A 14,529-nucleotide genomic window follows, 5' to 3' on the forward strand; every position below is an offset into this window, starting at 1 on the left:
GGAAAAACCGCACTGAAGCGCTTTCCGAAGCCTTCGGGGCGGTTTGCTATTAAACCAAAATGGAGAGATAGAAAGGAGGAGAACGATGCGTACAAAGGTCTGGATGGTTCTAAGTGTTCTATTGGCTGTGGCGATGCTACTGGCGGCTTGTCAACCTGCCACCCCAACCCCGCAGGTCATTATAGAAACGGTGGTCGTAGAGGGAACTCCCCGGGTGGTCGTCGCCACGCCCCAACCCACCCAGCCCGCCGAGCAACGCAAGGTCTTGCGGCTGGCCTGGGGGCCGGGAGATATTCCCACCATTGATACTGCGTTGGCGGTGGATGTGATTTCGATTCAGTTGATTGACTCGATGACGGTCGGGCTGACCCGCCAAAATGAGCAGACAGCGGAATTGGAACTGGCCATGGCCACTGAGGTTAAGACCTCGGAGGATGGGCGTACCTACACCTTTACGATCAAAGAGGGAGTACCCTGGGTGCGCTACAACGGTAAGGAGGTCGAGCAGGTATTGGATTGTGACGGCAATCCACGTTATGTAACCGCTTATGACTTCGAGTACGGCATTCTGCGCACATTGAGCCCGGCGACAGCCTCAGATTATGCTTACGTGCTTTATGGCATTGAGGGCGCGGCGGCCTATAACCAGGGTGAAACCGATGATCCAAGCACCGTAGGGGTCAAGGCACTAGACGAGAAGACTTTGCAGATCACCTTTATCGAACCGGCGGTTTACAACCTCAACATTGCCGGGTTGTGGGTGGCCCATGCCCAGCCCAAATGGATTATCGAGGGCGATGACTGCACCGAAGGGCGGGGCGAGCGCTGGACAGAAACGGGCTTTTACCAGGGCTACGGGCCTTTCACGCTAAAGGAATGGGTGCATGATTCGGAGATCTCCATTGTGAAAAACCCCTTCTGGCCCGGTGATGCTGTGGTGCCTTCGCCCAAGATTGATGAGGTACACTGGTCGCTCATTGACACAAGCGCAGCGCTCGCAGAGTTTGAGGCAGGCAATTTGGATGTGACGGGTATTCCAACAGGGGATATTGATCGGATCATCTCTGATCCAAAATATCAGGATATGCTCCGTGATACCTACACCCTGGGCACCGAATTTTACGCCTTCAACACGACAAAAGCCCCGACCGATGATGTGCGGGTGCGCCTGGCTCTTGCCCTCTCGGTTGATCAGGAGGCAATTGTAAAGAATGTGATCAAGACCGGCTCGCCCGCACACTGGTTCACGCATCCCGGCGTTGCTGGTGCGCCAAAGCCAGAAAAGTTCCCCAACCTGGGGGTCTATTATGACCCCGATCGAGCCAAAGCCCTGTTGGATGAGTATCTAAAGGAGAAGGGCTTAACGGCGGATCAGTTGGATATTACGTTGATGTTTAACACCAGTGAGGCGCATAAGCGCAAGGCGGAGGCTGTGCAGGCGATGTGGAAAGAGGTCCTGGGGATCAACGTTAAGTTGACCAATCAGGAGTGGAAGGTTTACCTGAAGCAGCGGGTAGCCGGCAACGAAAACATCTACCGCGGCTCGTGGGTGCAGGATTATCCGGATGCTAACAACTTCCTGCGAGAAGTATTTGCCGACAATAATGGGACACCGGGTGCCTATCAGGACGTGGTAAATTGGCCAGTAGCCGAATCCGAAGATGGTCGCATTGTGTACACGCCGGGTACGAACCCACTCTACGATAAATTCGTTGAGCTTGTGCTGGCGGCGGCAAAGGAGACGGATCCTGATAAGCGTATGCAACTCTATGCCGAGGCCGAGAAGATCCTGGTGGTGGACGCGGCCGTGATAGTGCCCCTCCAGTGGTATGCAAGCAAGATCCTGGTCAGCCCACGGGTTGTGGATACCCCCTCCATCACTGGCTATGATCGTTACGAGAAGTGGGATATTAAATCCTGAACCCTAGTGTTTTCCTGTGCTCGCTCTGTCAGCCCCTGGGACTACCAGGGGCTGCTTTTTGCATCGGGGTGTGAATAAATGGTTATAATGGGAAGCACCTTGTGGGTATCCCGATCCGATGGCGATTTCGTTATGGAGCATGGTATGAATCGGAAGCCAATTCTCTTCCGCATCCGTTATGGTGTGATGCTGATCCTGATTCTGACCCTGGTGGCCTGTCAGGCAGGGCCTGCGGGGGCGGGCAAAGTCACCCCCTCAGACGCCGTGGCGACGACGGCCCCCTCGCCACTTCCCACTCCTACCCAGCCACCCAAAGTGTTGACGGTGTGCCTGGGGGAAGAGCCCCTTACCCTTTACCTCTACGGGGGCAACAGCCGCGCCATGTGGAACATCCTGGAGGCGCTTTATGATGGCCCGGTGGATTGGGTGAATGGCCAGGCCCGGCCGATCTTACTGGAACGGCTGCCGGATCGTGAGAACGGGGATGTGGTTGAGGAGACGGTGACCGTTCAGGCGGGGGAGGAGGTGGTAGATAGCAGGGGGCAGGTTGTTTTCCTGGAGAAGGGGGTGCATGTCCTCCCGGCCGGATGCCGTGAGGCTGGTTGCGCGCAGACGTGGGATGGGAGCGCACCTTTGGAAATGACCCGCCTGCGCATTACCTTCCACCTTCGGCCTGGTGTGACCTGGTCGGATGGACAGCCCTTGACCGCTGCAGATTCGGTGTATTCCTTCCATTTGGCCGCCGACGCTAAAACGCCAACCTCAAAGTTTTATGTGGAGCGCACCGCTGAGTATCGGGCAGAAGATGCACAGACGGTTGTTTGGGTGGGGAAACCCGGCTATGTTCCTTACGATTATGCTGCGGTGTTTTTTATCCCACTACCCCAGCATGTCTGGGGCACCTATACCCCCGAAGCCCTGCTGACCGCCGAAGTCAGCACGCGCCGGCCTATCGGCTGGGGGCCCTATGTCATCGAAACCTGGCAACCGGGCGAGGTTTTGCGCTTGCGGCGCAATTTAAACTACTTCCGGGCGGGTGAGGGGTTACCCAGATTCGATATCGTTGAGTTTCGCTTCCTGGGCGATCAGGCGGATAACAACCTCTACGCATTGCTTCACGGTACATGCGATGTAGTGGATCGGACGGTATTGCTGGAAAATCAATTAAAGGACGTATTGGAAGCTGAGAAAAATGGTCAGATTCGCTTGTGGCGCTTGCTTGGTCCGACCTGGGAGCATTTGGATTTTGGCATTCGCCCGGCGGCTTATGATGCGGGCTACTCGCCGTATGGGGGGTATCGTCAGGATATTTTCGGTGATGTGCGCGTGCGCCAGGCATTTGCCTATTGCCTGGATCGGGAGCGGGTGATTAGGGAGGTCTTCCTAGGGCAGAATCGGGTGCCGCTTGGGTTCTACCCACCCGATGACCCGCGTTCTCTTCAAGGTGAGAATCCGTTCCCCTACGACCCTCAAAAGGGTCAGCAACTGCTGGATTCTGTTGGCTGGGTGGATGAGGATGCCAACCCGGCCACCCCGCGCGTGGCTCGGGGCGTGCCCAATGTCCTGGAGGGTACGCCGCTGGCGGTTACATACCTGACGACAAACGCCCCGTTGCGACAAAAGGTGGCCGCGATCCTGGCTGAGAGCCTGCGCGGGTGCGGGATTGGGGTGAATGTGCAGAGCCTGGACGCGGGCGAGTTTTATGCGCCTGGGCCGGAGGGGCCATTGTTCGGGCGGAAATTTGATCTGGCCGCCTTCGCCTGGCAAAGCGGAGATGAATCTCCCTGCTTTTTATACATGACGGAGCAGATCCCCAGTGCAAGCAATCACTGGCTGGGCACGAATGTGACCGGGTTCAGCGATCCCACTTACGATCGGCTCTGTCAGGTGGCGCTCTCTGCGCATCCATCGGATGGCGAGGTCTATCTGACGGCACAGCGTGAGGTGCAGGCGTCCTACATGCAATTCGTGCCCTCGCTACCACTTTATTATGCGTTGGACCTGGTGGCAGCACGTCCGGACATTTGCGGGCTGGCGCCGAGCCTCACGGGGCGTAGTGACTTGTGGAACCTGGAAACACTGGATCGCGCGTCGAATTGCCAGGAATAGGCTCTCACGTTGGCCAAAATAGCAACCACACCCCCACCAGGGCAACGCCGGCGCCGGCAACGGCACGCAGGGATAATCGTTCGCCGTTCCATGCGGCTAGCGGGAGGACAAAGATGGGGCTGGTGGCCAACAGGGTTTGGACGACCCCTGCTGCTGCGTAGGTAAGCGCGACCTGTTGTAACCACATGGCCAGGTATGTGCCGAGGAAGGTGGCACTTACTGCGATTCCCAGCAGGTGCGGGTGATTCCGGAAAGGAGCCGTATCCAACCGGGGCTGGCGGGTAAGCGTGATCCAAAGGAGCAATCCAACAACCCCGGCGGCCAGGCGGACCACTGCACTTTGTAGTGCATGGATGGAAGTGGTGAGGAAGACAGCGCGTGAGAGCAGGACGGCGACGGACTGTGCCAGCGCCGCTACAAATCCCCAAAGCACGCCCCGCCAGCGTAAAGGCCCGGTCTGCTGCTCTGCGGGAATACGTTCACTGATGACCCAGGCTACCCCGCCACTGGTGATCAATATCCCTGCCCAGGCTTGCAGGCTTAAGGATTCGTGTAGAGTCACCATGCCGAGCAGGGCGGTGATGGGCGGAGCAAGAATGGCCAGGAGCAACGTGCGGCGTGGTCCCAGGTCATTCAGAGCGGCCAGGTAGGCGGTATCGCCCAGGCTGATCCCGACCAAACCGCTCAATCCTAACCACAAGCCTGCTTGAAAAGAGAGCGGGGTAAATTGACCCGGGAACAAAAGCAGGGTCATCCCAAGCAGGAAAAGTCCGACGATCCCTTTGAGAAGGTTGAGATGCAGGGGACGCAGCCAGCGTCCCGATTGCGCGAACAGGAAGGAGGCGCTGGCCCATAACAAGGCGGCCGTCAACGCGGCCAGAGCGCCGAGGGTAGGAACAGCCATGAGCCAATCTCCACAGCCAGGAATTCAATTCCTCTTATCATACCGCAATTCTCCATGGCAGATTGACTTCTCATAAAGAGCAGAAATTGGAGTTGGAAATCCGAATAGGTATGGTATAAATGAATTAAGTAAGGAAAAGGCAGCAGGGTGAATACCGAAAAGGGAGAGCGCTGATGGTAAGTTTTGGTGATGCACGGCGCGCAAACCGGATTGATTGGGAACGTCCGGTGCAGATTATCGCTCCCGTACTGGCGGCGGCGAAAACCCTCAATGTAAGTGCGGTGGGGATGTTATTGCTGACCGCTGCTGATGTGGCCCTCAACGTGGGGGATGAAGTGGCTTTGGAGGTGCCTCACCTGGATGCGAGTGATCCTCTGGTGGTTCACGGGCGGGTGGTGCGCCTGGAGCGCGCCCCGGATTTCCTGCGCGTGGCGGTAGATTTTTCGTAGAGATTTTCCTGCGTCCTAAGAGTTGGTTATAAAAAGACCGTGCCTCTTTTTTGAAGCGCACGGGTTCTTAGAACGTTGGACAAACCTTGTTGACAATTTATACTAATGATAGTAAAATAATCAAGAAAATATAATAATTTTGAGCATAAAAATGCAAATTCAAAAACAATTCGGAAAGGATTGAAACATGGGAAAGTCGTTTGAACTGCCCGAACTAAAATATGCCTACGCGGCTTTGGAGCCGGTTATTGATGCCCGCACCATGGAGATTCACCATACCAAACACCATGCGGCTTACGTTAACAACCTCAACAAGGCGCTGGAAAGCGCACCGGAATGGTTTGAATACCCCATCGAAACCATCTTGCGCCGGATCAACGAGATTCCAGAAGGCATTCGTACCGCTGTTCGCAATCATGGAGGTGGTCATGCCAACCACTCCTTATTCTGGGAGGTCATGATCCCCGGCGGTGCGAAGGAGCCCCATGGGGCGCTGGCCGAGGCGATCAATACCACCTTTGGCTCCTTTGCGGCTTTTCAGGAGCAGTTTAGCAATGCTGCCATCACCCGTTTTGGCTCTGGATGGGCCTGGTTAGTGGTGGATGGAGAGAAGAAATTGCGCGTTTACTCAACCGCAAATCAAGATAGCCCCTACATGGAGGGGCACACGCCCATTTTGGGATTGGATGTGTGGGAGCATGCCTACTACCTCAATTACCAGTGGCGCCGCCCTGACTATGTAAAGGCGTGGTGGTCGGTGGTTAACTGGGATGTGGTGGGGCGTTTGTACGAACAGGCGTGCTAATCGGTTTGGCTCTTCAATTTGCTAATGCAACGGGGACGGGTGTAGTAACCCGTCCTCTTGTATTTGGCTAGGGCGCCGTTTTACCGTTTTCATCAATTGTGGCGGTCAGGTGAGCACCTAACAGAGTGATCATACTGCTGACATACATCCAGATCATGAAGACAACCACGGTGCCCAGCGAGCCGTAGATCAGTTCGTACCGTGCCCACCCGCTACTCAGGTAGAAGACAAAAGCCCGCTTGGCTATTTCCCATCCCAGTGCGGCGAAAAGGGCTCCCCATAGTACGGCTCGCCAGCGTACAGAGGTGTTGGGAATCCAGGCATACAGGCCGAGGAACATCAGGAAAGTAAATGTCCAGGGAACCAGTGTAGAGAGAGCGGTCCAAAGCAAGGTTTGTTCTAACGGGACGCCGTTGCGAACCGGCAAGTGAGATTGGCGAAGTAGGTTGATCAGCGGGGTGGAGGCCAACGAGAGGATCAGCAGCAGGATGATGATCAATACCATGAGCAGCGCCATCAGGCGGGTGCGGATAAGATCGCGCGGCTTGACCCCTTGCCAGGCGTAATTGATGTTGCGCACCAGAGTATTGAAGAACCCCGTTGCCGACCATAATGCCCCCAGCAAACCGATCAACCCATAGGCGCTGCGACGGCTGAGGACTTCTTGCAGGGTGCGCTCAAGCAGACTCTGGGCACCTGGCATGAGCTCTGTTACCATATTAAGGGTAATCTGGTAGGCGTCCTCACGGCGCAGCACAAAGCCAAGTACCGAGATCATGATCAGCAGTAGAGGGAAAAGGGAGAATAACGCGTAGTACGAAAGGCTGGCGGCTGCTTCGGCGCCGCGTGCCTGACTGAAGCGGAGAATGGTCAAGCGGATGATTTGCAGGCTTCCTCGGCTCAGTCGGTTCGTACGGCGGTAAAGGGTTCGAATCTTTAGGTAGCCCTGGTGAGCGTATTGGGCCAGATGAGCGTATTTTTCGGGGGGGTTAAGGGGCATCACGAATGGCTCACACTTTACATGGCTTTTCGTTCTCAATTTACCATATAAAATCTCATTTGGGTATGGAAAGGGCTGTCTTCTGGTACAATTTTCTAACGCTGTCTATCGGTATGATAAGGAGGGTTGGGTGACCGAACAGGAATCTTCTCTAAGCGTCATGCCTCGGTTTTCCAAAGGGGTACGCATTGTAACCACACGATTGGTCGAACAGGGGGTGAAAACAACCGGCTTGTGGTTCTTTCATCTCTTTTGCCGGGTCGTGCTGGATCGGCCCTTGCGGCGCCTTTCGCAGGTCACGCCGAGTCTGTTTGTGGGGGGGCAGTTCAAACGACGGGGCAAGCGCATTCTTGAAGGCTGGGGAATTGAGGCAGTGGTCAACCTGCGCGATGAGTTTGATGATCGTGCGGCCGCGCTAGCCCCCCCACATTATTTGCATCTACCCACCGTAGATGATCAGGCGCCCTCTATGGAGGCGCTGGAGGCAGGGGTTGCCTTTATCCGAGGCCAGATTGATGCCGGGCGCAAGGTCTACGTGCATTGTGCTTCAGGGGTAGGACGAGCCCCCACCCTGGTGGCAGCTTACCTGGTCAGTACCGGCCTCACGGTGGAAGAAGCCTGGGAAAAGATTCGCCGGGTACGTCCCTTTATTCGGCCCACACCGGTGCAGCGCCGCCAGGTGGAGCGTTTTGCTCAATGGTGGGGGGAGCGCGAACGGTTTTCCTCTTAAGGGTAATTCCATAATCATCCTCGTACAAACCCGACACAGTATCTCCTAATTCGTTATAATGAACGCGAAAGAGGAGCACCTATGCGATTCAAATATCCTCTACCGCGTTCTTCAGAGATCACCCCGGAAGCGCTTTTTCGTTCCCGCCGACGCTTTTTGCAAGGGGCATTGAGCCTTTCGGCGGGTATTGCATTGGCCGCATGTCTGCCTGGCACTCAGAACCCTGCCCCCGACGATGTTACGAGCCTGACCCCACAGGCCACGGGTAGTGCGGATGAACGCGGGGATGCACTCACACCTTTTGACGCAGTGACCCATTACAACAATTACTACGAATTCTCTGCGGACAAACAGGCAGTGGCTCGGTTGGCGCGTGATTTCCAAGTGCGTCCCTGGGTGGTTGAGATTGGGGGGTTGGTGCACAAACCCCATACAATAGGAATTGAAGACCTCCTGCGGGCATTTTCTCTCGAAGAGCGCATTTATCGTTTACGCTGTGTGGAGGGCTGGTCCATGGTGATTCCCTGGCTGGGCTTTCCATTGCATCGGTTGTTGGAGCGGGCAGAGCCCATGGGTTCGGCACGGTTTGTGCGCTTTGTGGCGCTCTATGATCCGGAGCAAATGCCGGGCCAGAAGAATCCCCTTTTTCCCTGGCCCTATACCGAGGGATTGCGCCTGGATGAGGCCCTGCATGATTTGACCATCTTGGCGGTTGGGCTTTATGGGCAGATGCTGTTGCCTCAAAACGGGGCACCCTTGCGTCTGGTGGTGCCGTGGAAATACGGCTTCAAGAGCATTAAAGCCATTGTGCGCATTGAACTTACTGAAGAGCAACCTGCAACTTTATGGTCCACTGTTGCGCCGCAGGAATACGGTTTCTACGCCAATGTTAACCCGGAGGTGCCCCATCCGCGTTGGTCGCAAGCCACAGAGCGGCGGATTGGCGAAAACGAGCGCCGACCTACTTTGCCCTTCAACGGTTATGCGGAACAGGTGGCAAGCCTGTATCAGGGCATGGATTTGAGCGTTTATTATTGAGATCTCATGGCAAGGGTGTTGGCACGCAAGGCGGTTGAACCCCGGGCGTGGCTTCTCTGGGTTCACGGCCTGGGGGTGGCGCCGTTGGTTTTCTTTGGGATTGGGTTTTGGCGGGGGATGTATTGGATCAATCCTTTGCAGGTGGCCATTCAACGCAGCGGTGATGCGGCTGTGTTGCTGTTGCTGGCGTCGCTGGCTTGTACGCCTCTGTCGTGGGTGCGCGGCTGGGCGTGGTTCGTGCGCTGGCGGCGTCCCCTAGGACTGTATGCCTTTGCTTATGCCCTGGCTCATGTCGTGCTCTATGCGGGAGTGGACTACGCGTGGAACTGGGGCTGGTTAGGGGCAGAATTTCGTGAGAAGCCCTATTTATGGTTTGGGGCTGCCGCTTTCCTCATCCTCAGTATCCTGGCCGTGACCTCACTGCGGCGCATCCAGCGCAGGCTCGGGTGGCGTTGGAAGGTGTTGCATCGGTTGGTTTATGCGTCTGCGCTTCTGGTACTGGTGCATCTGGTGCTGGTGGTTAAGGGGGATGCTTTACGTTTGCGCGGCGATGTGTGGAAACCCTGGCTGGTGGGTGCCGGCGTGGGTGTGCTCTTAGGGGGGCGTTTGCTCCGAATGGCCTGGAAGAGCATGAAAAGGCGGCTCTGATGCACCCACGGGGGAGGGGAGAACGGGGTGAGGGCATATGCTTCAAGAGCGGGGAGTGTGACCCGAAATATGACCGGAATGCTCTGTAATGGGCATGGGCGGAAGGTGGAAGCAGGCTAGAATGGAAATATCCTCTTAGTATTTTGGAGAAGCCTGCTATGGAAACCACAACCCGCGAGGCGCGTCTGGCTGCCTTGCCGAAACTTAATGAGATCAATCGTGAGATTGCTGCTTTCCAGCGTGCGGATACGCGTCGGGCCATTTGGCAACTGATCAACACTCTTGTACCCTACGGTGTGTTGTGGTACTTGATGTACCGCAGTCTGGCCGTTTCGTATGTGTTGACTCTTGGGCTGGCCGTATTGGCGGCTGGTTTTTTGATTCGTGTATTTATCTTTTTTCATGACTGCGGTCATAACTCGTTTTTCCCTTCTACTCGACTGAACCGCACAGTGGGCTTCTGGCTAGGCATTCTAGTGTTTACCCCCCGGTGAGCAGTGGTGGCATTCCCACGCCATTCACCATGCCACTAGCGGTAATTTAGACAAGCGTGGGGTGGGAGATGTGACGACGCTGACCCTTGAGGAATTTTATGAAAAGGCCTGGTTGGAGAAATTGGGTTACCGCTTTTTCCGCAACCCGCTGGTGATGTTTATCCTGGGGCCAATTTTCATGTTCTTGATAATGCATCGCTTGCCCTTGCCGCGGTATGGCAAGCGTCAAACCCACAGTGTGTGGCTGACCAATCTGGGCATCGTGGCCTTAGCCGCCGGGCTGATTGCGCTGGTGGGCTGGAAGGCATATGTGATGATCCAGCTTCCGGTCATCTGGCTTGCCGGAACCGGTGGCATTTGGTTGTTCTACATCCAACATCAGTTTGAAGATGTGTACTGGGAGCGGGCGGAGAACTGGAATTATGTGGCTTCGGCTTTGCTGGGGGCTTCCTACTACAAATTACCCAAAGTGCTGGAATGGTTTACCGGTAGCATTGGCTATCATCACATTCACCACCTCAGCCCACGCATTCCCAATTACTACCTGGCCGAGTGCCAGCGCCGTTCTCCCATCTTGCAGCGATGGGCGCGGGTGGTGACCATTCCCGAAAGTCTGCGCACCGTTCGCCTCAAGGTGTATAACGAATCCCGTCAACGCATGGAAGGCTTCCCGAAAACCGAAGCACCCCCTGTGGGTGAGGGCCAAACGGGAAAGGCGACTTTGTCGAATCCCTCTTAGGTTTTGAGTATGCCTCTGCTTGTCACAGACCGGTGAGCATGCAAGCCGGTCTGTGATTTTTTGTGTGCTATGATAGTAACAATATTTTATCCACCCAGGCTATCCAGCCGGGATGGGTTTTCTCCGACACTTTAAACTCTCAGGGAGGCAAAAGCACGATGGTCTGGCAACCTCAACGTGCACCGCTGATGACTCGGTGGGGCCGGGCGTTACTGTCTGAGGTAGTCTGGCCGGAGTACCCTCGTCCACAGATGGTACGAGAAGCGTGGCTAAACTTGAATGGCCTCTGGCAATATGGGATCGCTCCACGTGAGCAATCCACACCTCCCACCTTCACAGGCGAAATTCGAGTGCCCTTTGCGATTGAAGCGGCACTTTCGGGTGTGATGCGTCCGTTGCTCCCCGAGCAGCGCTTGTGGTATCGGCGTACCTTCAAGTTGCCGGAAGCGTGGGAGGGTTGCCGTGTGCTGCTCCACTTTGGGGCGGTGGATTGGGAAGCAGAGGTTTGGGTGAACGGTACCCTGGTAGGCCGTCACCGGGGAGGATACCTCCCGTTTGGATTTGATATTACCCCTTACTTGCGTCCGGGTGAGCAGGAAGTTATTGTGGCAGTGTGGGATCCCACAGATGCTCACTGGCAGCAACGCGGAAAGCAGGCGCGTCAGCCACATGCGATTTGGTACACCTCCGTTTCGGGGATCTGGCAGACTGTCTGGTTGGAGGCCGTTCCTGACCATTATGTGGCCGGGCTGCGGATTACACCGGATGTGGCCGGGCAGTCGGTGCGGGTGCGGGTTCTGGCGGGCGGCACGGCAACCTTGCATAACGTGCAGGCAGAGGTGTTTGCCGAAGGGGTCAAAGTGGCCGAGGCGCGCGTGCCCACCTCTGCAACGGAGTTGGTCATTCCCTTGCCTTCGCCACGCCTTTGGAGTCCGGATTCACCGTTCCTTTATGATCTGGTGGTGAGTGCCGAAGGAGATCGTGTGCAAAGTTATTTTGGAATGCGCGAATTTCGGCTGGGTAAAGACGGGCGAGGGCGAACTCGGGTTTTGCTTAACGGGGAGACGCTGTTCATGTTAGGTCCGCTGGATCAGGGGTATTGGCCGGATGGCCTTTACACCCCTCCTTCGGAAGAGGCGATGCGTTGGGAACTCGCTTTTCTCAAGCGATTGGGCTTCAACATGGTGCGTAAACACGTCAAAGTTGAACCGGCTCGCTATTATCATGCCTGTGATCAGATAGGATTGATCGTCTGGCAAGATATGCCCAACGGCGGGCGTGCCCAGGGCCTTTTAGAGGCCACTTTAACCCTTTTGATGGGATTGCATCAGAGCGATCAACATGCTCTGTGGCGCTTTGGCCGGCAGTCCCCTGCAGCGCGGGAGGATTACCGCCGCGAGTTACGGGCAATGGTGGACCATCTTCATCCTTTCCCCAGTATTGGGGTGTGGGTGCCTTTTAACGAGGGGTGGGGGCAGTTTGAGGCGCGTGCCATTGCTGAGTGGCTCAAAGCCTACGATCCAACCCGCCTGGTAGATCACGCCAGTGGATGGTATGATCAGCAGGGCGGCGACTTTTGCTCTTATCACATTTATGGTAAACCCCTCCGGCCGATTCCACCCGAGGAAGACCGGGCCGTGGTGCTGTCTGAATTTGGGGGCTATAGCCTGGAAATCTGTAATCATCTCTGGAATCCCCGCCGGCGCTTTGGGTATAAGCACTTTAGGACCATCCCGGATCTGACGGCAGCCTATGAACGCCTGCTGGATGAGCAAGTGCGTCCTTGGGTGGAGGCGGGCCTTTCGGCAGCCGTTTATACCCAGACCAGTGATGTGGAGATCGAGGTGAACGGCTACCTGACCTATGACCGAGCCGTGGTCAAGATGGATGAAGATCGGGTGCGTGTGGCTCACGCAAGGTTGATGCAGACGGCACGGGAGGCGGCTCAAGGGGCAAATGAGAAGTGAGGGCGTCCAACGCTGCTCGTCCCCTGGTCAACAAACTTCGGGCTATAATTCATCCGAAACTCCTGATGGGAATATTTTTAGAGGCAGTTGTGTCTGAAGCAAAGCGTTTTAACCCCAAAAAACATGCGGTTCTCCTGGAAGCCGCGCGTGAAGCCAAGTGGCATCCACGAGCCTTGCTACGTCAGGTTGGAGTGCAGCCGGGTCAGGTGGTGGTGGACCTGGGGTGTGGGCCGGGTTTTTGGACCTTTCCCCTGGCCGATCTGGTCACTTCTACCGGGGTAGTTTGGGCGCTAGATATCAGTCGCGAAATGCTGGATGCGTTGATGGCTCGTCATCCTCCGGAGCAGGTCCACACAATGTGCATTGAACTGCCGCGCATCCCGCTCCCAGCGGCAAGCGCAGATCTGATTTGGGCGGCTTTCGTGGTTCATGAGATTGAACCACTGGACTACCTGATGCGTGAAATCCAGCGTGTTCTGAAGGTTGGCGGCCGGGTGGCGGTGCTGGATTGGCGTCCAGATGCGGTTCATGAGGATGGTCCCCCGCGCGCTCATCGTCTAGATGTCGGGGTGATTCGCAACGGACTCCAAACTGCTGGGCTAACCCTGCTGGATTCGCCCTGGCAGCACGAAGACGCCTATCTTGTCATGGCCCAAAAGGGCAGGTGAAGGGGTATGGAAACAACAGCCACTGCCATTGCCCATCCCAACATTGCTTTTATTAAATACTGGGGCAACCGTGATGCCGAACTGCGCCTGCCGGCGAACGGCTCGCTTTCCATGAACCTGGGCGGGCTTTTCACCCGCACCTGCGTGCGGTTCGATCCTGCGTTGGCTCAAGATGAGGTCTGGCTCAATGGTCAGCCTCTGGAGGGAGAGCCGCGCGAACGGGTTGTGCGGTTTTTGGACCTTGTGCGGGGTCTGGCTGGACGCAATCTGGCGGCACGGGTGGAAAGTGAGAATAATTTTCCAGCAGGCGCCGGCCTAGCCTCCTCCGCTGCAGCATTTGCGGCGCTGGCGCTGGCTTCAACAGCCGCTCTGGGCTTGCACCTGGATGAAGCCGTGCTCTCTCGCCTGGCACGGCGCGGTTCGGGGTCTGCGGCGCGTTCCGTCCCAGGAGGGTTCGTGGAATGGCAACCCGGTCGGGGAGATGCCGATTCCTATGCCTTCTCAATTGCCCCACCCGAACACTGGCCCTTGGTGGATTGCGTGGCGATTGTGGAAGCCGCCCATAAAGCCGTAGGCTCGAGTCAGGGGCATCGGTTAGCGGCAACCAGCCCCCTGCAGGTGGCACGCTTGGTGGATGCACCACGGCGACTGCGGGTTGCCCGTCAGGCGATCTGGCGGTGCGATTTTGAGGCGTTAGCCGAAATTGCTGAGCAAGATAGCATGATGATGCATGCAGTGATGATGACGTCACGGCCCCCTTTGATCTACTGGCAGGGCGTTTCGGTGGATCTCATGCGTGCGGTTGCGTCGTGGCGCCGTGAGGGGGTCGCCGCCTTCTACACCCTGGATGCCGGGCCTAACGTGCATGTAATTTGTCTGCCCGAATATGCTGAAAATGTTCAAAGACGGTTGCAGAACTTTCCGGGAGTGCGCGAGGTGATTGTCGCGGAGATCGGAGGTCCGGCGCGCCTGGTGGGGGTGCAAGGTTGAGCACGATTTTTGCCCGGTATACCCAAAAGCGATATAATCAGGGTGGAAACGATAACGGTTAAAAACA

General features: G+C 56.3%; 14 protein-coding genes. 12 read left to right on the forward strand and 2 right to left on the reverse strand.

From position 1 onward, the window contains the following. Positions 1–85: 85 nt before the first annotated feature. Positions 86–1,921 carry a peptide ABC transporter substrate-binding protein gene (locus SE15_RS10105; RefSeq protein WP_054521994.1) on the forward strand — a complete coding sequence of 612 codons (1,836 nt, stop codon included), beginning with the start codon at positions 86–88 and terminating at the stop codon, positions 1,919–1,921. A 144-nt stretch (positions 1,922–2,065) separates the two neighbouring features. Continuing rightward, on the forward strand, positions 2,066–4,030 hold the full coding sequence (locus SE15_RS10110) for a peptide ABC transporter substrate-binding protein (protein WP_054521995.1): 1,965 nt from the start codon (positions 2,066–2,068) through the stop codon (positions 4,028–4,030). A 4-nt stretch (positions 4,031–4,034) separates the two neighbouring features. Here SE15_RS10110 and SE15_RS10115 read toward each other — a convergent pair whose 3' ends face one another. Then, entirely contained in the window at positions 4,035–4,934 is a 900-nt protein-coding gene (locus tag SE15_RS10115) for a DMT family transporter (RefSeq protein WP_054521996.1), read from the reverse strand. A gap of 173 nt (positions 4,935–5,107) precedes the next feature. Between SE15_RS10115 and SE15_RS10120 the strand changes: the two genes are divergently transcribed. Further along, the gene (locus SE15_RS10120; protein WP_054521997.1) at positions 5,108–5,383 is read left to right on the forward strand and encodes a PilZ domain-containing protein; all 276 of its coding nucleotides are present in this window, start codon (positions 5,108–5,110) and stop codon (positions 5,381–5,383) included. A 187-nt stretch (positions 5,384–5,570) separates the two neighbouring features. Then, a complete protein-coding gene (locus SE15_RS10125; RefSeq protein ID WP_054521998.1) occupies positions 5,571–6,188 on the forward strand; it encodes a superoxide dismutase in 618 nt (205 codons plus the stop codon). 67 nt (positions 6,189–6,255) lie between these two features. Here the strand turns inward: SE15_RS10125 and SE15_RS10130 are convergent, their stop codons facing one another. Next, positions 6,256–7,188, reverse strand: a complete 933-nt coding sequence (locus SE15_RS10130; RefSeq protein ID WP_054521999.1) for a YihY/virulence factor BrkB family protein — start codon at positions 7,186–7,188, stop codon at positions 6,256–6,258. A gap of 130 nt (positions 7,189–7,318) precedes the next feature. Between SE15_RS10130 and SE15_RS10135 the strand changes: the two genes are divergently transcribed. From SE15_RS10135 to mvaD, 8 genes are all read left to right on the forward strand, one after another. After that, positions 7,319–7,918 (forward strand): protein-tyrosine phosphatase family protein, encoded by a 600-nt coding sequence (locus SE15_RS10135; RefSeq protein ID WP_054522000.1) that lies wholly within the window; start codon positions 7,319–7,321, stop codon positions 7,916–7,918. Between the two features lie 81 nt (positions 7,919–7,999). Then, entirely contained in the window at positions 8,000–8,956 is a 957-nt protein-coding gene (gene msrP / locus SE15_RS10140) for a protein-methionine-sulfoxide reductase catalytic subunit MsrP (RefSeq protein ID WP_054522001.1), read from the forward strand. Positions 8,957–8,962: 6 nt separating this feature from the next. Continuing rightward, a complete protein-coding gene (locus SE15_RS10145; RefSeq protein ID WP_054522002.1) occupies positions 8,963–9,604 on the forward strand; it encodes a protein-methionine-sulfoxide reductase heme-binding subunit MsrQ in 642 nt (213 codons plus the stop codon). Positions 9,605–9,762: 158 nt separating this feature from the next. After that, a complete protein-coding gene (locus tag SE15_RS14625) occupies positions 9,763–10,098 on the forward strand; it encodes a fatty acid desaturase family protein (RefSeq protein ID WP_201778092.1) in 336 nt (111 codons plus the stop codon). Positions 10,099–10,120: 22 nt separating this feature from the next. Then, complete coding sequence (locus SE15_RS10150; protein WP_201778105.1) at positions 10,121–10,837, forward strand: fatty acid desaturase; 717 nt, start codon at positions 10,121–10,123, stop codon at positions 10,835–10,837. Positions 10,838–10,995: 158 nt separating this feature from the next. Beyond that, positions 10,996–12,804 (forward strand): glycoside hydrolase family 2 protein, encoded by a 1,809-nt coding sequence (locus tag SE15_RS10155; protein WP_054522003.1) that lies wholly within the window; start codon positions 10,996–10,998, stop codon positions 12,802–12,804. An 89-nt stretch (positions 12,805–12,893) separates the two neighbouring features. Then, on the forward strand, positions 12,894–13,472 hold the full coding sequence (locus tag SE15_RS10160) for a class I SAM-dependent methyltransferase (protein ID WP_054522004.1): 579 nt from the start codon (positions 12,894–12,896) through the stop codon (positions 13,470–13,472). A 6-nt stretch (positions 13,473–13,478) separates the two neighbouring features. Further along, positions 13,479–14,462, forward strand: a complete 984-nt coding sequence (mvaD, locus tag SE15_RS10165) for a diphosphomevalonate decarboxylase (protein WP_054522005.1) — start codon at positions 13,479–13,481, stop codon at positions 14,460–14,462. Positions 14,463–14,529: the final 67 nt, after the last annotated feature.

The sequence above is a fragment of the Thermanaerothrix daxensis genome, from assembly GCF_001306145.1.
GTDB lineage: Bacteria > Chloroflexota > Anaerolineae > Anaerolineales > Anaerolineaceae > Thermanaerothrix > Thermanaerothrix daxensis.

Excerpts from the sequence above, each read along its gene's own strand:
- SE15_RS10145 (WP_054522002.1), top strand. The coding sequence starts at position 8,963 with ATGGCAAGGGTGTTGGCACGCAAGGCGGTTGAACCCCGGGCGTGGCTT.
- msrP (WP_054522001.1), top strand. The coding sequence starts at position 8,000 with ATGCGATTCAAATATCCTCTACCGCGTTCTTCAGAGATCACCCCGGAA.
- SE15_RS10120 (WP_054521997.1), top strand. The coding sequence starts at position 5,108 with ATGGTAAGTTTTGGTGATGCACGGCGCGCAAACCGGATTGATTGGGAA.
- SE15_RS10125 (WP_054521998.1), top strand. The coding sequence starts at position 5,571 with ATGGGAAAGTCGTTTGAACTGCCCGAACTAAAATATGCCTACGCGGCT.
- SE15_RS14625 (WP_201778092.1), top strand. The coding sequence starts at position 9,763 with ATGGAAACCACAACCCGCGAGGCGCGTCTGGCTGCCTTGCCGAAACTT.
- SE15_RS10105 (WP_054521994.1), top strand. The coding sequence starts at position 86 with ATGCGTACAAAGGTCTGGATGGTTCTAAGTGTTCTATTGGCTGTGGCG.
- SE15_RS10115 (WP_054521996.1), bottom strand. The coding sequence starts at position 4,934 with ATGGCTGTTCCTACCCTCGGCGCTCTGGCCGCGTTGACGGCCGCCTTG.
- mvaD (WP_054522005.1), top strand. The coding sequence starts at position 13,479 with ATGGAAACAACAGCCACTGCCATTGCCCATCCCAACATTGCTTTTATT.
- SE15_RS10130 (WP_054521999.1), bottom strand. The coding sequence starts at position 7,188 with ATGCCCCTTAACCCCCCCGAAAAATACGCTCATCTGGCCCAATACGCT.
- SE15_RS10155 (WP_054522003.1), top strand. The coding sequence starts at position 10,996 with ATGGTCTGGCAACCTCAACGTGCACCGCTGATGACTCGGTGGGGCCGG.
- SE15_RS10110 (WP_054521995.1), top strand. The coding sequence starts at position 2,066 with ATGAATCGGAAGCCAATTCTCTTCCGCATCCGTTATGGTGTGATGCTG.